Annotated in this window: 22 protein-coding genes; 15 read left to right on the top strand and 7 right to left on the bottom strand. The window is 57.4% G+C overall.

Going from position 1 to position 21,038, the window contains the following annotated elements; genetic code table 11:
* Positions 1 to 57 precede the first annotated feature (57 nt).
* Positions 58 to 1,650 (bottom strand): phosphoglycerate dehydrogenase, encoded by a 1,593-nt coding sequence (gene serA, locus BLT54_RS11405; protein WP_074645078.1) that lies wholly within the window; start codon positions 1,648 to 1,650, stop codon positions 58 to 60.
* Between the two features lie 74 nt (positions 1,651 to 1,724).
* Complete coding sequence (locus BLT54_RS11400; protein ID WP_074645076.1) at positions 1,725 to 2,867, bottom strand: phosphoserine transaminase; 1,143 nt, start codon at positions 2,865 to 2,867, stop codon at positions 1,725 to 1,727.
* Between the two features lie 212 nt (positions 2,868 to 3,079).
* Here BLT54_RS11400 and serB point away from each other — a divergent pair, with 212 nt between their 5' ends.
* Together serB and BLT54_RS11390 are read left to right on the top strand one after the other, a co-directional pair.
* On the top strand, positions 3,080 to 3,973 hold the full coding sequence (gene serB, locus BLT54_RS11395; RefSeq protein ID WP_074645074.1) for a phosphoserine phosphatase SerB: 894 nt from the start codon (positions 3,080 to 3,082) through the stop codon (positions 3,971 to 3,973).
* Positions 3,966 to 4,724 (top strand): TSUP family transporter, encoded by a 759-nt coding sequence (locus BLT54_RS11390; RefSeq protein ID WP_074645071.1) that lies wholly within the window; start codon positions 3,966 to 3,968, stop codon positions 4,722 to 4,724. The genes serB and BLT54_RS11390 overlap by 8 nt, the downstream gene beginning before the upstream one ends.
* Here the strand turns inward: BLT54_RS11390 and BLT54_RS11385 are convergent.
* Positions 4,721 to 5,731: an asparaginase gene (locus BLT54_RS11385; RefSeq protein WP_074645069.1), complete on the bottom strand. Its 1,011-nt coding sequence runs from the start codon at positions 5,729 to 5,731 to the stop codon at positions 4,721 to 4,723. The genes BLT54_RS11390 and BLT54_RS11385 overlap by 4 nt on opposite strands.
* A gap of 179 nt (positions 5,732 to 5,910) precedes the next feature.
* Here BLT54_RS11385 and BLT54_RS11380 point away from each other — a divergent pair, with 179 nt between their 5' ends.
* The 4 genes from BLT54_RS11380 (at position 5,911) to BLT54_RS11365 (ending at position 8,514) form a co-directional block, all read left to right on the top strand.
* Positions 5,911 to 6,450, top strand: coding sequence for an invasion associated locus B family protein (locus BLT54_RS11380; protein WP_074645067.1), 540 nt, complete (start codon positions 5,911 to 5,913; stop codon positions 6,448 to 6,450).
* Between the two features lie 121 nt (positions 6,451 to 6,571).
* A complete protein-coding gene (gene rlmN, locus BLT54_RS11375; RefSeq protein WP_074645065.1) occupies positions 6,572 to 7,750 on the top strand; it encodes a dual-specificity RNA methyltransferase RlmN in 1,179 nt (392 codons plus the stop codon).
* Between the two features lie 99 nt (positions 7,751 to 7,849).
* Positions 7,850 to 8,281: a hypothetical protein gene (locus BLT54_RS11370; protein WP_074645063.1), complete on the top strand. Its 432-nt coding sequence runs from the start codon at positions 7,850 to 7,852 to the stop codon at positions 8,279 to 8,281.
* Between the two features lie 26 nt (positions 8,282 to 8,307).
* Positions 8,308 to 8,514 carry a hypothetical protein gene (locus BLT54_RS11365; RefSeq protein WP_074645061.1) on the top strand — a complete coding sequence of 69 codons (207 nt, stop codon included), beginning with the start codon at positions 8,308 to 8,310 and terminating at the stop codon, positions 8,512 to 8,514.
* Positions 8,515 to 8,516: 2 nt separating this feature from the next.
* Here BLT54_RS11365 and BLT54_RS11360 read toward each other — a convergent pair whose 3' ends face one another.
* A complete protein-coding gene (locus tag BLT54_RS11360) occupies positions 8,517 to 9,377 on the bottom strand; it encodes an LOG family protein (RefSeq protein ID WP_074645058.1) in 861 nt (286 codons plus the stop codon).
* A gap of 123 nt (positions 9,378 to 9,500) precedes the next feature.
* Between BLT54_RS11360 and dapD the strand changes: the two genes are divergently transcribed.
* The 4 genes from dapD to BLT54_RS11340 all read left to right on the top strand — a co-directional run bounded on the left by dapD (position 9,501) and on the right by BLT54_RS11340 (position 12,118).
* Positions 9,501 to 10,328 (top strand): 2,3,4,5-tetrahydropyridine-2,6-dicarboxylate N-succinyltransferase, encoded by an 828-nt coding sequence (gene dapD / locus BLT54_RS11355; RefSeq protein ID WP_074645437.1) that lies wholly within the window; start codon positions 9,501 to 9,503, stop codon positions 10,326 to 10,328.
* 90 nt (positions 10,329 to 10,418) lie between these two features.
* On the top strand, positions 10,419 to 10,661 hold the full coding sequence (locus BLT54_RS11350; protein WP_074645056.1) for a GlsB/YeaQ/YmgE family stress response membrane protein: 243 nt from the start codon (positions 10,419 to 10,421) through the stop codon (positions 10,659 to 10,661).
* 95 nt (positions 10,662 to 10,756) lie between these two features.
* Positions 10,757 to 11,107 (top strand): hypothetical protein, encoded by a 351-nt coding sequence (locus BLT54_RS11345; RefSeq protein ID WP_074645052.1) that lies wholly within the window; start codon positions 10,757 to 10,759, stop codon positions 11,105 to 11,107.
* A gap of 3 nt (positions 11,108 to 11,110) precedes the next feature.
* On the top strand, positions 11,111 to 12,118 hold the full coding sequence (locus BLT54_RS11340) for a TIGR00341 family protein (protein ID WP_074645050.1): 1,008 nt from the start codon (positions 11,111 to 11,113) through the stop codon (positions 12,116 to 12,118).
* Between the two features lie 12 nt (positions 12,119 to 12,130).
* Here the strand turns inward: BLT54_RS11340 and BLT54_RS11335 are convergent, their stop codons facing one another.
* Complete coding sequence (locus tag BLT54_RS11335; protein ID WP_074645047.1) at positions 12,131 to 13,183, bottom strand: transporter substrate-binding domain-containing protein; 1,053 nt, start codon at positions 13,181 to 13,183, stop codon at positions 12,131 to 12,133.
* Between the two features lie 59 nt (positions 13,184 to 13,242).
* Positions 13,243 to 14,241, bottom strand: a complete 999-nt coding sequence (locus tag BLT54_RS11330) for a Hint domain-containing protein (RefSeq protein ID WP_176832871.1) — start codon at positions 14,239 to 14,241, stop codon at positions 13,243 to 13,245.
* Positions 14,242 to 14,668: 427 nt separating this feature from the next.
* Between BLT54_RS11330 and dapE the strand changes: the two genes are divergently transcribed.
* The 5 genes from dapE to BLT54_RS11305 all read left to right on the top strand — a co-directional run bounded on the left by dapE (position 14,669) and on the right by BLT54_RS11305 (position 20,527).
* Complete coding sequence (dapE, locus tag BLT54_RS11325) at positions 14,669 to 15,826, top strand: succinyl-diaminopimelate desuccinylase (RefSeq protein ID WP_074645042.1); 1,158 nt, start codon at positions 14,669 to 14,671, stop codon at positions 15,824 to 15,826.
* Positions 15,823 to 16,248 carry a GNAT family N-acetyltransferase gene (locus BLT54_RS11320; protein WP_074645040.1) on the top strand — a complete coding sequence of 142 codons (426 nt, stop codon included), beginning with the start codon at positions 15,823 to 15,825 and terminating at the stop codon, positions 16,246 to 16,248. The genes dapE and BLT54_RS11320 overlap by 4 nt, the downstream gene beginning before the upstream one ends.
* Positions 16,245 to 16,835, top strand: coding sequence for a TIGR04282 family arsenosugar biosynthesis glycosyltransferase (locus tag BLT54_RS11315; RefSeq protein WP_074645037.1), 591 nt, complete (start codon positions 16,245 to 16,247; stop codon positions 16,833 to 16,835). Before BLT54_RS11320 ends, BLT54_RS11315 begins: the two co-directional genes overlap by 4 nt.
* A gap of 74 nt (positions 16,836 to 16,909) precedes the next feature.
* On the top strand, positions 16,910 to 19,165 hold the full coding sequence (gene rnr / locus BLT54_RS11310) for a ribonuclease R (protein ID WP_074645035.1): 2,256 nt from the start codon (positions 16,910 to 16,912) through the stop codon (positions 19,163 to 19,165).
* A gap of 99 nt (positions 19,166 to 19,264) precedes the next feature.
* Positions 19,265 to 20,527, top strand: a complete 1,263-nt coding sequence (locus tag BLT54_RS11305) for a lytic murein transglycosylase (RefSeq protein ID WP_074645033.1) — start codon at positions 19,265 to 19,267, stop codon at positions 20,525 to 20,527.
* Positions 20,528 to 20,534: 7 nt separating this feature from the next.
* Here the strand turns inward: BLT54_RS11305 and BLT54_RS11300 are convergent, their stop codons facing one another.
* Positions 20,535 to 21,014 carry an RNA pyrophosphohydrolase gene (locus BLT54_RS11300; RefSeq protein ID WP_074645031.1) on the bottom strand — a complete coding sequence of 160 codons (480 nt, stop codon included), beginning with the start codon at positions 21,012 to 21,014 and terminating at the stop codon, positions 20,535 to 20,537.
* Positions 21,015 to 21,038: the final 24 nt, after the last annotated feature.

Here is a 21,038-nt window from a genome sequence, read left to right as displayed (position 1 = left end):
AGGGCCGCCGGAAAACTCCAGCGGCCCTTGGTGATCTTTTCGTGACTGTTGCTTTGATTACGCTTTGAAATGCAGCGGGATCACGCGTTGGAACAATCCGGTGTCTTTCAGCGCGGTCACAGTTTCCGCTTTGATCGGCGTATCAAGGAAAGTCATCGCAATCGCATCACCGCCCTCGGAGGCGCGGCCCAGCGTGAAATTCGCGATGTTTTCGTCATGCTCGGCCAACAATGTCCCGAGTTTGCCCAACACACCCGGAACGTCTTTGTTGGTGGTGTAAAGCATGTGCTCGCCGATCTCGGAATCAATGGTGATGCCTTTGATCTGGATAAAGCGCGGCTTGCCATCGGAGAACACGGTGCCCGCGATGGTGCGGTATTTCTCAACCGTTTGGATGTCGAGTTTGATGAAGCCATCAAATGTGCCAGACGCATCTTGGGTGGTTTTGGAAATCTGGATGCCGCGCTCTTTGGCGATCAGCGGTGCCGACACCATGTTCACGTCCGGGTTCACCGCCTGCATGATACCTGCGATCACGGCGGCTTCCAACGCCTTGACGTTCATCTCGGAGGCCACGCCATCATAGGTGATATTGATGGTTTCGATGGCTTCCTCGGTGACCTGACCGATGAAGGAGCCAAGGCTTTCGGCCAATTTGACCCAAGGCCCCATGACTTTGGCTTCTTCTGCGGTCATCGACGGCATGTTCAATGCGTTTTCAACCGCGCCGTCCAACAGGTAGTTGGACATTTGTTCGGCCACTTGCAGTGCCACGTTTTCTTGGGCTTCCGTGGTGGAGGCGCCAAGGTGCGGGGTGCAGACCACGTTCGGCAGGTTGAACAGCGGATTCTCGGTGGCGGGTTCGACGGCAAACACGTCAAAGGCCGCACCAGCCACATGGCCGGATTTCAGCAATTCGGCCAAAGCCATCTCGTCCACCAAACCACCGCGGGCACAGTTGATGATGCGCACGCCTTTTTTGGTTTTCTCAAGGTTCTCTTTCGAGAGGATGTTGCGCGTGGAATCCGTCAGCGGCACGTGCAGGGTGATGAAGTCCGCGCGTTTGAGCAACTCGTCGAGTTCAACTTTCTCAACACCCATCTCAGAGGCGCGCTCTTCGGAGAGGAAGGGGTCATAAGCGACCACTTTCATTTTCAGGCCAAGCGCACGGTTGCACACGATGCCACCAATGTTGCCCGCGCCGATGACGCCAAGGGTTTTCGCAGTCAGCTCGACCCCCATGAATTTGGATTTTTCCCATTTGCCGGCATGGGTCGAGGCAGAAGCTTCGGGCAATTGACGCGCCACGGCGAACATCATCGCAATCGCGTGTTCGGCAGTGGTGATCATGTTGCCGAACGGCGTGTTCATGACGATCACGCCTTTTTTCGAAGCGGCTTCTTTGTCGACGTTGTCGGTGCCGATGCCTGCACGACCGACCACTTTGAGGTTGGTGGCATGTTCCAAAAGGGCGGCGGTCACTTTGGTCGCGGAACGGATCGCGAGACCGTCATATTTGCCGATCACTTCGGCGAGTTTGTCTTTGTCCTTGCCGAGTTTGGGTTCGAAATCCACTTCGATGCCACGGTCACGGAAAATTTGAACAGCGGTTTCAGACAGGCTGTCGGAGACGAGAACTTTGGGGGCCATGATGGGCACTCCTGAGAATTTGGATGGGGTGTCGGGCGTGTTTCGCCCGACTGAATGTTTGAAAATCCGGCGCGTTACTGCGCGTTGATGCACTCTTCAAAGGCCCATTTGAGCCAGAGCGTCAGCGCCTCAATGTCAGAGGATTCAACTGTCGCCCCACACCACACGCGCAGGCCAGCCGGAGCATCGCGGTACGCGCCGATGTCATAAGCGGCGTTGTAGTCTTCAAGCTTTTTCGCCACTGCTTTTGCAAAAGCCGCACCGTCTTTGATGCGATCGTCGGTGAATTTCAAACATACGGAGGTGTTGGACCGGGTGGTCTCATCCTCGGCCAGGTTGGCAATCCAGTCGTTGCGGTCACAGAAGTCCCAAAGCACTTTTGCGTTGGTGGTGGAGCGTTCGATCAGCTTCGGCAGACCGCCGATGTTTTGCGCCCACTCAAGTGCCACAAGGTAATCTTCGACCGCGAGCATGGAGGGCGTGTTGATGGTTTCACCCTTAAAGATACCGTCGATCAGCTTGCCGCCTTTGGTCATGCGGAAAATCTTCGGCATCGGCCATGCAGGGGTGTAGGATTCGAGACGCTCAACAGCGCGCGGCGACAGGACGATCATCCCATGAGCCGCTTCGCCGCCCATCACTTTCTGCCAGGAAAAAGTGGTGACGTCGAGTTTGTCCCAAGGCAGGTCCATCGCAAAGGCCGCAGAGGTGGCATCACAGATGGTCAGACCGTCACGGTCCGCCGGGATTTTATCGCCATTTGGGACGCGCACACCGGAGGTGGTGCCGTTCCAAGTAAAGACAACGTCAGTGTCGAAATCAATCTCGGCGAAATCGACAATGTGGCCATAGTCGGCGGTTTTCACATCGGCGTCGATTTTGAGCTGTTTCACAACATCGGTGACCCAGCCCGCGCCGAAAGATTCCCAAGCCACCATCGTGGCTTTGCGTGCGCCCAGGAGCGACCACATGGCCATCTCGACAGCGCCGGTGTCAGAGGCCGGAACGATACCGATTTTATAGTCCTCGGGGATGCCGAGAATCTCGCGGGTCGTCTCAATCGCGGCCTTCAGCTTGTCCTTGCCAACAGCGGCACGGTGCGAGCGACCCAGAGGGGCGTCAGCCAGAAGATCGAGAGAAAATGTGGGGATTTTGGCACAGGGGCCGGAGGAAAAACGCGGATTCGCAGGACGCGATTGCGGGTGCTTAGTAGCCATTGCTGGTATCCTTACAGATAAATGCCTCTCGTTGGGGAGAGGTGTCCCGTCGACGCATGTAGTGGGTTCAAACGAGTCTGGCAATTGCCAATTTTGTGAGCACAGCGATTTAGGCCTGATTTGTCGCAGCAAGATCAGCGCGCGGTTAAAACTGGAAAGCGGCCGCGGGTCGCGCTATCACCCAGCCAAATGACCCCTTTGGAGCTGTCCCCATGTACGCTGTCACGCTTTTGACCGACCCCAAGAACCCCGCTCTTGATCTCACCACCGTTGAAGCGCTGCGCTCTGCATGGGGCGGGGGGGCATTGCGGTGGCTGTCCATGGGCGATGCGGCGGAGTTTTTGCTTGAGGTTGTGCCATCAAACCTTTGGGACGTGTGGGCGGGACTTCAAGGACAGGGGATCGACATGATCGTTCAACCTGTTGAAAATAGACGTAAAAAAATGCTTTTGGCGGATATGGACAGCACCATGATCCAACAGGAATGCATTGATGAATTGGCCGATGTCGCGGGCGTCGGCGATCACGTCAAAGCCATCACTGCCAAGGCGATGAACGGCGAATTGGATTTTGAAGGCGCGTTGAAAGAACGGGTCGGCTTGCTCAAAGGTCTGCCCGAATCCGTCATTCAACGGGTGATCGACGAACGCATCACTTTCATGCCGGGTGGCTGTGCGCTTTTGGCGACGATGAAACGCGATGGGGCCTATTGCGCGCTGGTCTCGGGCGGATTCACCGCCTTTACGGGCTATGTGTCACAGACCCTTGGGTTTCATGAGAACCGCGCCAACACCCTGTTGATCGAGGATGGCAAACTCACCGGCGCGCCGGGGATGCCGATCCTTGGTCGCGAAGCCAAGGTGCAAGCGCTCAAAGACATCACCGCCCGCCTTGGCCTTGGCCATGATGACGTGATGGCCGTGGGCGACGGGGCCAATGATCTGGGCATGTTGGGGCTGGCGGGGGCCGGGGTCGCGCTTCATGCCAAGCCAACTGTCGCCGCCGAATGCGACATTCGCATCAATCATGGCGATCTGACGGCACTGCTTTATATCCAAGGCTATGCCAAATCCGAGTTCGCCCACGTTGAATGCCAGAATGTTTGAGGTCTCAACCGACCTTCTGTTTCTGTTGATCGCGGCGGCCTTTGCTGCGGGTTTTGTCGACAGTATCGCGGGCGGGGGTGGTTTGATCACCGTGCCCGCTTTGATGCTCGCAGGCCTGCCGCCGATCACCGCCTTGGCCACCAACAAAGTGCAGGGGCTGTTTGGCGCGGGCATGGCCGCGATCAATTATGCGCGTGCGGGGCATGTGGACCTCAAACGCCAAATCGGCCCGGCGCTTTTGTCCTTTGTCGGGGCTTTGGTCGGCGCGCTGTTGGCAAGCTCTCTGCCGACCGATGTGATCCGTCTTGGCCTGCCGATCCTGTTGATCGCCATCGCGCTGTTCTTTGCGTTTAAACCGGGGCTGAGCGATGTGGACCGAACCCAGCGCATCACACCTGTGGTCTTTGCCACAACCTTTGTGCCGTTCATCGGATTTTACGATGGTCTGCTTGGTCCCGGCACAGGCGCGTTTTTCATGCTCGGCTTTGTCGGTCTTGCGGGCTATGGCATTTTGAAAGCCACGGCCCACACCAAGCTGTTGAATTTCGCATCAAATATTGGCGGTTTGACCGGGTTTATCCTGGTCGCCAAACCCTTTTGGGTGTTGGGTTTGGCGATGGGTGCGGCGCAGATTGCCGGAGCCTATGTTGGATCAACCTTGGCCACGCGTGTCGGTGCAAAGCTGATCAAACCGGTGTTGGTCATCGCCTCCACGGCATTGGCGTTGAAACTCATGGCTGACTGGTTTTAGGCCGGAAATCCGGGGGCTATTTTGATCTCGCCAGTGTTGATTCCGGCAAAGTTTGGCACATCCGGGTTCAGGTGCTTTTTCACCATCGGATCATTGGCATCCAAGGCACCTAGCTTGACCAAAAGTGCGGCAATCGCACATTCGGAGGCGCGTGTGGCCCCATCGGCGATTTTCAACGCAATGCCCAAGCCTTGCTCTGGCAAAATCGCGGTAAACACGCCCTCAGCCCCGGTTTTGATCGTGACTTTGCCCCCGGCGGCGCGCATCAATTCGGTACAGGCGCGGCCCTCTCCGGCGACCAGATCGGGATGGGTGCGCATCGCCTTGGCCAATCGAAACGCCGCGCGCTCCATCGTGTCGCCCTCTTCGCGCGCACCGGCAAAATATCCCATCGCCCGACCAAGCCCGCGCACGGTGGTGGCGAAATTTGGCGCGGAACAACCGTCGATACCGTAGCCCGGCGAGGTCTCGCCCGTCACCGTTTCAAAGGCCTCAAGTGCCGCGACCTGCACCGGGTGGGAAGGATCAACATAATCCGGCCCCGCGCCCAAATGTTGGGTCAGAGTCAAAAATCCGCAATGTTTGCCGGAGCAATTGTTGTGCACCTTGCATTTGCTCTCATCCGCTTTGATCTGTGCGTGAAGCGTGTCCGTGTCCCATGGCCGTTGCGGGCCACAGATCAGATCCTCTTGGCTCAGCCCCAGCCCATTCAGCCAGCTCAGAACCCGCGTGGTGTGGATCGGCGCGCCTTGGTGCGAGGCGCAAGACAGCGCCAGTTGTTCAACACTCAGACCAAAGGCATCGGCGGCACCCGATGTGACCAAAGGCAGCGCTTGGATCATCTTCACCGAAGAGCGCGGCAGGATCACCGTATCGAGATCGCCCCAGCCCTCAATGACCTCGCCTTTTGCATTGCAAATCACCGCAAACCCATCATGTCGGCTTTCGCAAATCGGTCCGCGCCAGACGTCGACCATCGGGTGCGCGGAGGGGCGTTTTTGATCCATTTGCTCTTTCCTTTCACGTTTCAGCGAATTTCCGCCAAGGGGCCTTTCCCAAATCAGCGGATTTACGTTACTGTGCCCGCGGAACATCGAAAAAGGTCTCATCACGCCACGAAACCGCAGCTATAGACGGCGGAGGCGTATCGAATATGGGCCATGATAGCTAGAGGCAGCGAGATAACATGAGTTTTTCCGTGAAACAGGGCCTTCTTGCGGTGGGGTTTGCTATGGTTGCGAGCCATGCAGTCGCGCAGGAAAGCACCAATCAAGTCGGCGCAAACACCGATTGGTACGTTTATGAAGAGGCCGCCCCGTCAAAGACCTGTTGGGCGGTGTCGAAACCGAAAGAAACCGTCAACACCGACAGCGCGGGCCGTTTGAAATCGGTCACCCGCAGTGAAATCCTGTTGTTCGTGACCTACGGTCCGGCCAGCGGTGTCAACGGTCAGGTGTCGTTCTTGGGCGGCTATCCTTTTGCCCCCGGTTCAGAGGTCAGCCTCGACATTGGCGGATCAGATTTCACCCTGTTCACCAAATCCGAGGATGAAACGGCCTGGGCCGTGACCCCCGAAGATGACGCAAAAATCATTGCGGCGATGAAACGTGGCTCTGCGGCGACACTGACCGCGCGCTCTGCACGCGGCACGATCACCAAAGACACGTTCTCGCTTTTGGGCTTTACCGCCTCTGTTGAAGAGGCCGCCAAACGCTGCGGCGGTTGAACCCATTTTGCTACATCCCTAAAGGCCTCGCTGTCACGGCGGGGCCCTTTTCATATGGGTTTCCTTGTAAGGCAGAATCCTGTATGTGCCGCGCTAATCCATCACAGAAGAGACCCCGAGCATGCAAACCCGCGCCCCGATCACGCAGGATGTTTTGACCATCCCCCGCAAGGAGGACCCCAGCGACAAGATCAATCTTGTCGGTCTGTCCCGTGAGGACCTGCGCGCGGTCTTAATCGAAAACGGCACGCCTGAGAAACAGGCAAAGATGCGCGCAGGCCAGATTTGGCAATGGATTTATCAATGGGGTGTGCGCGATTTCACCCAGATGACGAACCTGGGCAAAGCCTACCGCGACGAGCTTGACGCAAAGTTCGAAGCCCGCATCCCCGAGGTTGTGTCCAAACAGGTCTCCGAGGATGGCACCCGCAAATATCTTGTCCGCATCAATGGCGGTCATGAGGTCGAGGTCGTTTATATCCCCGAAGAGGGGCGTGGCACGCTGTGCATTTCCTCGCAGGTTGGCTGCACACTGACCTGTTCTTTCTGTCACACCGGCACGCAAAAATTGGTGCGCAATCTCACGGCGGGCGAGATCGTCGGTCAGGTGATGATGGCGCGCGATGATTTGGACGAATGGCCCGAAAAAGGCGCGCGCAAACCGGATGTACGGCTTTTGTCCAACATCGTTTTGATGGGCATGGGCGAGCCGCTTTATAATTTTGAAAACGTGCGCGACGCGATGAAAATCGTGATGGATGGCGATGGCATTGCCCTTGGGCGGCGCCGGATCACACTGTCCACCTCCGGGGTTGTGCCGGAAATTCACCGCACCGCCAAAGAGATCGGTTGTCTTTTGGCCGTGTCCTTCCATGCGACCACCGATGAGACCCGCGACATGTTGGTGCCGATCAACAAACGCTGGAATATCGAGGCGCTGTTGGACGCGCTGCGCGATTATCCGAAAGTGTCCAATTCTGAACGCATCACCTTTGAATATGTGATGCTCAAAGACGTGAATGACAGCGACGAAGACGCCTATCGTTTGATCAAGCTGCTCGATGGCATCCCGTCGAAAGTGAACCTCATCCCGTTCAACGAATGGCCCGGTGCGCCCTACAAACGCTCGTCGAACAACCGCATCCACGCCTTTGCCAAAATCCTCCTGGCGGCGGGCTATGCCTCGCCCATTCGCACCCCGCGGGGCGAGGACATCATGGCCGCCTGTGGTCAGCTCAAATCCGCGACCGAACGCGAACGCAAATCCCGCAAGCAAATCGAAGCCGAAGCCGGGAAGTGACGCTCCACATTGTGGAAACCACGTTGTGGAAACAGTGTGTTCGCGCTTGGTTCTTGAACGGTAACGTGGCTTTAACCATGTCCGGGCACAGTCCCCGACATGGAATGGATACAGATCAGATTCGATGACGACCTTGGCACCCGCGTTCAACACGCGGCCCAATGTGCCGGTCAACCCATGGGCGCGTATATTCGCGACATATTAGACGTTGCGGTGCGCCCCGGTGAAGGGGCGTTCGGCTACAAAGGCCCCAAACACCCCCATGCGCTTCAGGCCTATTTGGCTCATGATTTCGCCTATGCCTCTGGCTGGGAGGATCTTCAGGACGTGCTGCGCGCCAAGGGCTATGAATTGACCGAACGCGGGGGTGGATTGATCTTGCACACCACCGAAGGCGAACGCCTGTGCAAGACCTCCCAGATTGGCCAACCTCACTCGGCCCTGATGAAACGATTTGGCGCGCCCTTTGCCGGGCACGCGCATACGCACTTGGCTCAACGCTCTCTGGGTCAGGCCACCCTGCCCTTTTAACGCGCATGCCGCGAGGAGGTTCCAAAATGGAACAAATCACCCTTTTGCTGTCTGAATCGACGGTTGAAATGCTACATCTTTTGGCGCGCGAAAGCGGTCAAACCATCGGCACCGTGGTGCATGAAATGGCCCTTGATCGCTACATGCACCGGGCGATGGACGGTGTTCGGTTTGCCGACAGCGCGGCGGAGTATCTTTTGGACGCCGACGTCTCCGTCGCCCAAAAAACCTAAATTCAGCGCCCGTCGATATGATCGCGCGCGCCCTCCATGGGCCACGCATCAATGACCGCCACGGCCTCTTCGGCGGTTTCGACGAATTTGAACAAATCGAGGTCGGACCGGGCAATCGTTCCGGCCTCGGCCAAGGCCTCCCAATTGATGATCTTTTCCCAAAAGGCCCGACCAAACAACAAGAACGGCACCCGGCTCATCCGCCCGGTTTGAATAAGCGTCAGGCTTTCAAACATCTCATCAAGCGTGCCAAACCCGCCCGGAAACACCGCAATCGCTTTTGCGCGCATCAGAAAATGCATTTTGCGGATCGCGAAATAGTGGAAATTGAAACACAGCTCCGGCGTGACATACTCGTTTGGCGCTTGTTCATGCGGGAGCACGACGTTGAGACCGATTGACACCCCGCCCGCATCCTTGGCACCGCGATTGCCCGCTTCCATCACCCCCGGCCCGCCGCCGGTGACGATCACATTATGGCGATGCCCGTTCACCTTGGCGCGCTCGGTCATCATTCGGGCAAAACTGCGCGCCTCCGCGTAGTATTTCGTCAGTTCGGCCAAGGTCTTGGTCCGGGCTGTGTCCTTTTTGGCAGGTTCGGGAATGCGCGCACCGCCGAACAGCACAATCGTGCTTTCGACGCCATATTCGGCCATCATCAATTCAGGTTTCAGCAGTTCCAACTGAAGCCGCACCGGACGCAATTCATCACGGCACATGAACGTGCCATCGGTAAACGCCAAAGCATAAGACGGCGAACGGGTTTGCGGCGTATCGGGAATATGCCGTGCCGTTTCCATATCCATATGGCTGTCACGCAACGGATGGCGGCGCGTGGAGGGGGCTTTGGGGTGGTCGGTCATGATGTGCAGTGCCTCACAAGTGTTATGCTTTGCCGCGCTTTGCTGTCGTACGCGTTGCGCGGGGGGTCTGGACCGACTATAGCCTCTGCCAACAGATATTCCATGTTGATCCGGGAGACCCACATGTCCAATGCACTGCTCGAAGCCGCCATCGAAGCCGCCTGGGAGGCGCGCGACACGATCACCTCCGCCACCACGGGCGAAACCCGCGAGGCGATCGAAGAGACGTTGAACGCGCTCGACAGCGGCACATTGCGTGTGGCTGAAAAGCTGGAGAACGGCGATTGGCACGTCAATCAATGGGCGAAAAAGGCCGTTTTGCTTGGCTTTCGCATCAAGGACATGGAAGAGCACGCTGGCGGCCCGCAAGGCTCTGGTTGGTGGGACAAGGTCGACAGCAAATTCAAAGGCTGGGGCGACAATCAATGGAAAGCCGCCGGGTTTCGCGCCGTGCCGAACGCCGTGGTTCGTAAATCCGCCTATATCGCGCCGGGCGTGGTGTTGATGCCGTCTTTCGTCAATCTCGGCGCGCATGTCGGCGAAGGCACGATGGTGGACACATGGGCCACCGTTGGCTCCTGTGCGCAGATCGGTAAACATGTGCACCTCTCCGGCGGTGTGGGCATTGGTGGCGTTTTGGAACCGATGCAGGCCGGCCCGACCATCATCGAAGACAATTGTTTCATCGGTGCACGTTCTGAAGTCGTCGAAGGCGTGATCGTGCGCGAAGGCTCGGTCTTGGGCATGGGCGTGTTTATCGGCCAATCGACCAAAATCCTCGACCGCGACACGGGCGAAGTCTTCTACGGCGAAGTGCCGCCCTATTCCGTCGTCGTCGCGGGGTCCATGCCATCGAAAAACGGTGTGCACCTCTATTGCGCGGTCATCGTGAAACGCGTGGATGAGAAAACGCGTTCGAAAACCGGGATCAATGAGTTGCTTCGCGACTGATCTATCCTATACTTGTTGAGAGCGGGCGCGCGGAGGGCAACCTTTGCGCGCCCTTTTCGTTCTTAAATGTCAGTAAATGTGGAGTGTTTTATGGGACTTGGACTTATCGCATCTATCATCATCGGCGGCATTGCGGGCTGGATCGCAAGCAACCTGATGAAAGCCAACACAGGCCTTCTGATGAACATCGTTCTGGGGATTGTCGGCGCCTTTGTGTTGAACCTGATCCTGTCGCTTATGGGGATTTACGCCGCGAATGCTTGGCTCCCGCAGCTTGTCGTAAGCGTTCTTGGCGCAAGCCTTTTGATCTGGGTGGCGCGCCGGGTGCGCTGAGCCGCCTATCATGATCCCGCCCCTGTTTGGCGGGATCATCACTTGTCAATCCGCTGAGGCTTGACTTTCCCCTGTCGCCTCAGCAAACGGATGGCATGACAAAAGAACCAAAAATCAGCCGCCAAAAGGTCTACACCCTGTTGGTCGAAGTGGGTCGCAAAGAAGGCGACGGGTTGCCCAAAGGGGCCACCGGCGGCGCGCTTATGATTTATGCCTCTGGCGTGGACGAAGCCGAGGCCGTGCGTGAAAGCGTTGCGATCCTGAAACAGGCCGACCTCGCGCCGCTTGATGTGACGGGCTATGGCACGTTGGAGGAGCGGTTGGCCGAGGGCCACGATATTTCCGACGACGAACGAGAGCTGATGCAGCGGGCCTTGGATGAAAATTCGGTCATCGTTGCGCAACTGACGCCGTTTTTTGAAGGCGATGATGGTGTGAGGCACTAAGCCATGGCGGATCGCCTCGTCCAGCTTGTGATTTCAAAACAAGATTTCGAGGATGTCTCTGACTGTCTTGCCGACATGTCGTCCCGTGATTGGTGGCAAGTGCCCTGTGGCGGTGATGACGGGCGGGTGACGGTTTTTATTGCCCTGCACAAAACGGATGCCCAAGAGGTTGTCGACCGTCTGGCCGAGACATTGGACGGTCGCACAGGCTGGCGGCTCTATGCCTTGGCCACGGAATCCAGCCTGCCTGAAAACACCGATGAGGACGAACAGGAACGGATCGCCCAAAAGGAAACGGCGGCGACACGCGAAGACATATACGGTGATATTCGTGCCGGTGCCGCGCTGACCAAAGACTATTTGATCATGTCCGCCCTAGCGACCTGTGTCGCGGCAATTGGGCTGAGATCAGGTCAAGTTGCGGTGGTCATTGGCGCTATGGTGATCGCCCCGCTTTTGGGTCCGATCATCGCCTTTGCCTTTGGCACGGCGCTCGGGAACCTCGCTTTGTTGAAACTCTCGGCGCGCTCTTTGGCGGCGGGGGTTTTGGTGTCGGTCCTGGTCGGTGCGGTGATCGGGCAGGTGTTTCCTGCGCCTCAGGACACGGGCCTTTTGGATTACTCCGGCGTCCTGTCGCTTCAGACCGTGATCTTGCCCTTGGCCTCAGGTGCGGCCGCCGCACTTATGGTTGCCTCTGGTGGCACCTCCGCTTTGATTGGCGTCATGGTGGCCGCTGCGCTTTTGCCACCGCTGGCGGGGTTCGGTCTTTTGATCGGGGGGCAAAACTGGGACATGGCCTTGCGCGCCTTGGCGAGCGTGGCCGTCAACATCGTCGCCATCAACCTCGCCGCACAGGTGGTTTTTGTTCTCAAAGGCATCCGCCCAAGACGGTGGAAAAGCAAAGCCCACGCCACATCTGTGCGCGTGAGCCTTGCGATCTCTGTCGGGCTGGTCCTGTTGGTGACGCTGGCGTTATGGGGTTTTGGACATCCCGATTTTTGGCACAATTAAAGCGGTTCGGGTCTATTTCGACCCAAACCATTTGCGATAAATCGCATCATAAGTGCCATTTTCCCGCAGTTCCAAAAGGCTCTGATTGATTGGCTCGGCCAGCTCAGACCCCGAGGGCAGCGCAATCCCATAGTTTTCTGGCACAAAGACTTGCCCAATGAGCCGCGCTTTGCCCCGACCCTTTTGGGTCACATAATACGCGAGGATTGGAGCATCATAAACCACCGCGTCAATCTCGCCCTGTTCAAACGCCTCAATCAACGTCGCGGGATCATGATAAGGCGTGAAGGTCAGATCACGCCGAGTGAGGAACTCCGCAGCCGTCGAGCGCTCAACCGTGCCGATGGTTTTGCCATAGAGATCATTAAGCCCGTTCACATTGGCTTGGATCGCATCCACTGTCAGTGCGGCGGTGATGCGCGCAACAAAAACGGACACCAAAAACAGAGACGAAATCACCAGAAACACGCCAAACAGACGGCCCATAGGCGAGCGTGGTTGCCGTTCCTCAAACCCACCATTGACGACAAGGTTCAAGGCCCACCAAAAGGCCGGGAACATCGCTTGGCTGGCGGGCATGTCAAAATACTCTTGATGCCGCTTTTCAAAATGCCACATCAACATGCCACCCCCAAGCAAAAGCGCGAAAGCCCCCGCCAAAGCGATCAAAAGATCTTTTGAGAGGATAACGGCCCAAATGGAACTGCTGTCATTGCCCAGCGGGGTCATGATTTGCAGGCCGGCCTGAAAGATCGGCTGGGAAAAATCCAAGACCGACTCGCGGCTTGCGGTGATCGAAATATTGGCGATAGCGACGTCTGCCGTGTTATTCTCAATCGCGCCAAGCATCTCTGTAAAGCTGTCCACCCGCTCGATGGCATAGCTCCAGCCAAGTTCAGTGGCCAATGCGTCCCAAAGCTCCATGGAAAAGCCGGTGTCACGCCCGGCCTCGACCATAGAAAACGGCACGCGAGAGACGGTCATTATTTTAAGATCTTGTGCCCAGCCCGACATAGGACTGAACAACAGCAAAAGAAACGCCCAAAGGCGGAAAATGTGATTCATAGCATCACCCCCATCCAGATCGCATATGGCATAAGCTTGGCCTCGCTTTCAATCGCGGATCACAGGTAGCGGTCGGAAAGAAGCGCGAGGGCTTCATGGCGCAACAGGGATGCGGGGTCATGACCGCATCGTTTTGGGATCTGTATCGCGTTGAGATGCGACAGCCGGGTTGACGCAGATTGGTGTGGGTCATGGTTCAAGGCGAGGGGCATGACGCGAATGCCGGCGACGTGGTAGGCCTGAAACTCCGCAAGCAGGAGATTGTAGCGCTTCGACACCAATCCGGCCGAAGAGGTCGTGACCGGAAGGAAAGGCGCGATGTGCATCGCTTTGATCGACACGTCTTCGACGCCAAAGAGATAGGCGGTATCAACCCCTTCCGTCAGGATTTCACAGCTCGGTGTGACGTCGAGGGTTTGGAGCAGGTTTTGAAACGGACGGCGCAGGCGGACCAACCTCATGCGTCCGATGTTTGGCAATGTGGTTTCGATCAGGGCCACCAAAGGCGACAGGCCGCCGGAATGGGTGGAAATGAGTGTCCCCGGTGTGAGCGTTTCGATCGGGCGGGGCCCGTGTTCGGTATCGACCAACGCGTTGGCGGCGATACCTTCGGAATACCCTATAGGTTCAACATGATCAGAAAAGGCAAAACAGGTGACATCGGAGGTCAGAGACGGGCCGTCGATGGCAAACAAAATCCGCGCAAGGTCGTCTTCGTGTAAGGGCACAGGACGCTCGGCGGATGCTTTGGATGTTATGGCGCCAGTCTCAAGATTCTCGGCACCAACCCACGCGTTATTCGCCTCACAACACCAACTGTAGGTGATGCGAATGGGGGTCTCTTTGCGCCATGCGGATAGATCAAGAGAGAGAACAGAGAGGGTTCGACCCTGTTCGACGGCCACCCAAAGCCGACCATTGGGCCCCATCACCATATGGAAACTGCGCCGAACGTCAGCGTGGCGCTCATAGTCCACCAGATCAAGCGGCTGGCGAAATTGGTCCGGGATCGCAGTCTCAAGGATCACACTGCCGCTGTGCAAGACACGGCGGCTCACAGGCCCACGCGCGGCGCCTTGCTGCAATCCAAGTGAGTTGTAAACCGGGTGGCACTTTGTTGCCACTGCCCCAAGCCACGCCATATGATGCCCGCCCCCTCATGACCATGACCTTGTGCAAAGACCATAATCTGCACAGTGCCGATGACGCAGATCCAACACCTGGGAAACCACACGGAAACCCGCGTTTTATTGACTTGTTAATGGGTGACAGAACCGTTCGGGTTTGCCCGCAACTGGGTCTGACGCCTGCCTCATCTTTGTTTTGATCATACTCAAACATGCAATTCAGATTTAGTTAACACTTTTCCGCCCGCACAAGAATGGCGGTGTGATCTGTTACAGCCGCGCAACAATCTTCGGATTGCCCCGCGCGGGCTGGGCGGGTAACTCTTGAGGCCATATTTGGGGACCAAAGGAGACCGCAATGGCGCTCGATACACCGCTCGATCCCGTTCAACTGACAGCCGACCTGATCCGCTGCCCAAGTGTCACACCAGACGAGGCCGGTGCGCTGGTCCTTTTGGAACGCGTGTTGACGCAGGCCGGTTTTACCTGTGTTCGGGTCGATCGCAATGGCACGCCAAACCTGTTTGCCCGCTGGGGCAAAAAGGGCGCGACCCGCAGTTTGGGCTTTAATGGTCACACAGATGTTGTCCCCGTCGGCGATGCTGCGGCTTGGACCCATGATCCGTTTGGTGGCGAGATTGCCGATGGTGTTTTGTGGGGGCGTGGGGCCACGGATATGAAATCCGGCGTGGCGGCTTTTGTTGCCGCCGCTTGCGACTATGCGACCCAAACCCAGCCCAAAGATGATGCCATCATCATCACCATCACAGGCGATGAAGAGGGCGATGCCACTGATGGCACCATCGCTTTGCTCGATTGGATGGCGCAAAACGGCGAGGCGATGAGTGATTGCATCGTCGGCGAACCGACCTGTCCGAACACCATGGGCGAGATGATGAAAATAGGACGGCGTGGCTCTCTTACCGCCTATTTCGCCGCGCGCGGTACGCAGGGCCATGTCGCCTACCCGCATCAGACCCATAATCCGGTCCCGGTTTTGGCGCGGCTGATGGCCGATCTTTCGGCGCATACGCTGGATCAGGGCACGGCGCATTTTGACCCGAGCAACCTCGAAATCACGACATTTGATACGGGAAATCCGGCGACCAATGTGGTTCCGGCACTCTGTCAGGCCACCGTCAACATCCGCTTTAACGACGCTCATTCTGGCGCATCGCTGTCTGAGTGGCTGCGCGCCAAAGCCGCGCGCATGGCCAAGGAAACCGGGATCGAGATCGAGGTGCGGTTTTCCATTTCGGGCGAAAGTTTCCTGACCCCTCCCGGAGCCTTCGTGGACTTGGTGGCCGGCTCGGTTGAAGCGGTCACAGGCCTGCGCCCGGAACTCTCAACCACGGGCGGCACGTCGGATGCGCGGTTTGTCAAAAACCACTGCCCTGTGGTCGAATTCGGCCTCGTCGGCAAGACCATGCACAAGGTCGACGAACAGGTGCCCGTATCACAAATCAAGGACCTAAAAAGGGTCTATTCCCGCCTGATTGGAGACTATTTCGCATGAGTATCACCATTCGCAAGACTGACGACATCAAGGCCTGTTTGGCGCTGAGGCTGGTGGTTTTTGTTGAGGAACAAAACGTCCCACTTGAAGAAGAAATCGACGCGTTTGACGATGTGGCAACGCATTTTCTTGCCGAAGATGAGGCAGGTATGGCTGTTGGCACCGCGCGCATCATCGAAGTTGGTGAAATCGGTAAAATTGGCCGGGTTTGTGTCGAAAAATCACAAAGAGGCACGGGTCTTGGGGCGGCTTTGATCGAGACGTGTTTGGCCGATCTCAAGACCCGCCCGCATATCAAAACCGCGAAACTCGGCGCGCAAAATCACGCCATCGGATTTTACGAACGCTTCGGTTTTCGCGTGATTGGCGACGAATATATGGACGGTGGCATCCCACATCATGACATGGTCCTCGCCCTGTGAGGCCACGTCTGGTCCTTATGGTCAAAGAGCCGCATCCCGGTCGGGTCAAAACCCGGCTGGGCCGCGACATCGGTATGGTCCGCGCGGCGTGGTGGTTCCGCCACCAAGCGCTTGGGACCATCCGACGCCTACGCGATCCTCGTTGGGATATTGTGTTGGCTGTCTCGCCAGATCACGAAGGTCTTTTAAGTCGGGTTTGGCCCGCTGATCTTATCAAAATCCCCCAAGGCCCCGGCGACCTCGGTGCCCGCATGGCGCGCGTGATGCGGGCCTGCGCTCCGCATCCAACCTGTGTCATTGGCGCCGATATTCCGGGTCTGAAAAAATCCCACATTCGACAGGCTTTTGCGGGATTAGGGTCGCATTCTGCTGTGATCGGCCCTGCCACGGATGGGGGATATTGGCTCATCGGACTGCGCCATTCGGCACGGCAACCCGCCGGATTTTTAACCTCTGTGCGCTGGTCAACACGATGGGCGCGAGAGGACACGCTTGCTTCGGCAAAAGAGATGAGTTGGGCCGAGTTAGAGACGCTTTCAGATGTCGATGACCTCTCTGATCTGCGCCGGCTGAGTAAGCGCGACTGACCGCCCATGATGATTTCATCACATCCCCTGCTTTGTCAGTGGTGAGGCGCAGCGGGCCGTGGTAGATTCGTCCTATGAACAAGATCCCCACCAAAGACGAAATCCTCCAATGGATTTCCGATCACCCGACTGAGAGCGCAAAACGCGATATTGCCAAGGCTTTTGGCATCAAAGGTGCTGCGCGGATTGACCTGAAACGTATCCTCAAAGAACTTGAGGCGGAGGGTCACCTGCAAAAGCGGCACAAGACCTATCGCGATCCGGACAAACTCCCCCCGGTGTCGGTTTTGTCCGTGTTTGCCCCTGACGCTCAGGGCGATTTGTTTGCGCGCCCGCTGGAATGGACCGGCGAAGGCCCCGAGCCCCGGATCTTGATGGTGCTGCGTGAAAGCGATGCTGCCTTGGGCGAAGGCGAACGGATTTTAGCCAAGCTGCAAGAGGTGAAGGGCGAGGATCATCAATATGAGGCCCGCCTGATCCGCAAGATAGGCTCTAATCCACGCAAAATCATAGGTGTCTATCGCAAAGATGCCGAAGGCGGGCGGGTTGTACCGATCGACAAAGGCAACGAAAAAGACTTTCTGGTTCGGTCGGGCAATGACTATGGCGCGCAGGATGGTGAATTGGTTGAGGCCGAACAGGCCGGGCCAAAGGGACGTATGGGCCTGCCAATGGCGCGTATCATCACCCGTTTGGGCGACCCAAGTGCGCCCAAGGCCGTGTCGCTGATCGCGATCCACCAACATGGCATCCCCGATGATTTCCCCGATGATGTGATCGCCGAGGCCGATGCCGCCAAACCGGCGGGTCTCAAGGGCCGCGAGGACCTGCGCGATCTACCTCTGGTGACGATTGATCCGGCCGATGCGCGCGACCGTGATGATGCGATTTGGGCCGAATTCGACCCTGATTCAGCCAATATCGGAGGTTTCATCCTTTGGGTCGCGATCGCCGATGTGGCGCATTATGTGACGCCCGGTTCCGCGCTTGATCGCGAGGCGTGGAATCGTGGCAACTCGACCTATTTCCCGGACCGGGTTGTGCCGATGTTGCCGGATCGCCTGTCTGGCGATCTGTGTTCGCTGCACGAAGGGGTGCCGCGTGCCTGTTTGGCCGTGCGGATGGTGATTGATTCCGACGGCAAAAAGAAATCGCATCGCTTCATGCGCGGCTTGATGAAATCGGTCGCCGCCCTGAATTACGCCGAAGTGCAAGCGGCCCGCGATGGGCAACCGAATGAGGCCTGTGCCCCGTTGATGGAAACGGTGATCGGGCCGATTTATGAGGCTTACGAGGCTCTCAAACGCGCGCGCCATGACCGTCAGCCGCTGGATTTGGATCTGCCTGAGCGCAAAATCGTTTTGAGCGAAGATGGGCGTGTCGCCTCTGTTGCTCTGGCCGAACGGTTTGATGCGCATCGGTTGATCGAGGAATTCATGGTGCTGGCCAATGTCTCCGCCGCCGAAGAACTGTTTCATCGCAACCGACCGCTGCTCTACCGTGTGCATGAAGAACCCTCGGGCGAGAAACTTGACGCGCTGCGCGAAGTGGCGCAGGCCTCCGGCTTTACGCTGGCCAAGGGACAGGTGATCCACACCTCGCATCTGAACAGACTTCTGGCTCAGGCCGAAGGCACGGAGCAGGACGAATTGATCAACATTTCGACCCTGCGCTCGATGACCCAAGCCTATTACCACCCTGAGAATTACGGCCATTTCGGTCTCGCCCTGCGCTCTTACGCGCATTTCACCTCGCCGATCCGCCGCTATGCCGATCTCATCGTCCATCGCGGTCTGATTTCGGCCCATGGTTGGGGCAAGGACGGGTTGTCTGCGGAGGAAATCGAGCGCTTGGAGGCGACGGCCAAACACATCTCGGAAACCGAGCGCCGTTCAATGACGGCGGAGCGCGACACGAATGACCGCTATCTGGCCTCTTATCTGAGCGAACGGATCGGCAATGAGATGACCGGGCATATTTCGGGCATCCAAAAATTTGGCGCTTTCATCAAACTGGATGAAACTGGCGCCGATGGCCTTGTGCCGGTCCGCACGATGGGCGCAGAGTTTTTCCATTACGACCCAGACGAGCAAACGCTCATGGGGGCTGACACCGGCATGAAAATTTCGATTGGTCAAAAGGTCGTCGTGCGCATTGCCGAGGCGGTGCCTGTGACCGGCGGGTTGGAGTTGGAATTGCTGTCGATTGACGGGGCTTTGATGCCGCGCGGACCGCGCCGGGCCAAAGGCCGCGTGGTGTCGCGCAAGTACAATAAAGGCAAGGCACATAAGGAAAAAATCCGTAAAAAGGTACAACGGCGGCGGAGTTAAACGGCGCGGATAGCGGATTATCGCCGCCTCCGAGGTCACGGCTTCAACCCCGCCAAGGTTTTGGTTTACGGTCGAGTAACTGTTATTGGAGTTGTTAGAATGCGCCCTGTTTTCCTCTCTGTCTTTGGTCTGTTTTTCGGGCTTGGCCTTACCTCCGCCACCGCACAACCTTCGGGGCCGATGGCGGAATTTCCGCATCATCTTAATCGGGAGAGCGCCGTGACTTTGGTCTCATCCACATCACAAGCCGGGTTGGACGCGTGGATCGCCGGGTTCAAAACACGCGCCATGCGTGAAGGCATTTCTCAAACCACCTTTGATCGCGCCTTTCGCGGTGTGAGATACAATGAGGATGTGATCGCCAAGGATCGCAAACAGTCCGAATTTACCAAGCAAATCTGGGATTATCTCGACAGTGCCGCCTCCCCCACACGGGTGTCGAACGGTCAGGCGGCGATGCGCAAACATGCGGCGGTTCTGGACGGGGTCGAACGGGTGTATGGCGTCGATAAACATGTGGTTGCGGCGATTTGGGGCGTTGAGAGCGCCTATGGCGCGACCCGCGGCGACACCAATGTGATCGAAGCCATGGCGACGCTGGCCTATGACGGGCGACGCGGGCGGTTTTTTGAAAGCCAACTTTTGGCGGCTTTGAAAATCCTTCAGTCGGGTGACACCTCGCCTCATAATATGAAGGGCAGTTGGGCGGGCGCTATGGGCCACACCCAGTTTATTCCGACCTCCTTTCTGGCCTTTGCGGTCGATGGCAACGGCGATGGCAAACGCGATATTTGGTCGAATGATCCGACCGATGCGCTGGCCTCCACGGCCGCCTATTTGGCCAAACACGGTTGGAAAAAAGGGCAGCCCTGGGGCGTGGAAGTGCGACTTCCGGCTGGATTTGACTATAGTTCGGCGCGCCGCGACACCATGCGTGCCCCGTCCGATTGGGCCTCCTTGGGGGTAATGGGAATCGACGGGCGGCCCGTGCCGAACTACGGCAAAGGCTCGATCCTTTTGCCTGCGGGTGCGTCAGGCGCGGCCTTTATGATCTTTGACAACTTCGCGGTGATTGAGCGCTACAACAAGGCAGATGCCTATGTGATCGGGGTTGGGCATCTGTCCGACCGGCTGCGTGGTGGCCCGGCGATTCAGGCCTCTTGGCCGCGCGGCTATGCGCCGTTGTCGTTTAAAGAAAAGATGCAGATGCAGCGGATTTTGAAGCGCAAAGGCTTCTTGGACGACAAGGTGGATGGCATCATCGGACCGAACACGATCAATGCGATCCGGGCGTTTCAAAACGCGGTCGGCGTGACGCCGGATGGTTATCCGTCACAGACGCTTTTGAAACTGTTGAAATAAGAGGATCTCAGGCCAAATGGCCTGAGAATTCCGTCACCAAGGCCTGATAAATATCGCGCTTAAAGGACACGATATCTGACACCAATCCGGCTGAATCGGTCCATTTCCATTGGGCAAATTCCGGGTGGTCGGTGTCGATATTGATGGCGCTCTCTGGCCCTTTGAAGCGCAGCACAAACCAGAGCTGTTTCTGACCGCGATATTTGCCCTTCCAGACCTTGCCCAAAAGGTGATCCGGCAAATCATATGTCAGCCAATCCGCGGACTGCGCGAGCACCTCGACATGATCTGAATTCACGCCAATTTCTTCCCAAAGCTCGCGTAAAGCGGCCTCCTCCGGCGTTTCACCGGCGTCAATCCCGCCTTGCGGCATCTGCCACGCACCGGGCGTGTCGATGCGTTCACCGACAAAAATCCGTCCCTCGGCATTCAACAACATGATCCCCACGCAAGGGCGGTAGGGCAGAGTGGATAGGTCTTTGGTCATCAGGTCCTCGCAAGAAAAAAGGGG

This window comes from Celeribacter baekdonensis (genome assembly GCF_900102315.1).
GTDB lineage: Bacteria > Pseudomonadota > Alphaproteobacteria > Rhodobacterales > Rhodobacteraceae > Celeribacter > Celeribacter baekdonensis.
Note: the sequence above shows the minus strand (reverse complement) of the source record. Positions and strands in the feature narration are given on the sequence as shown.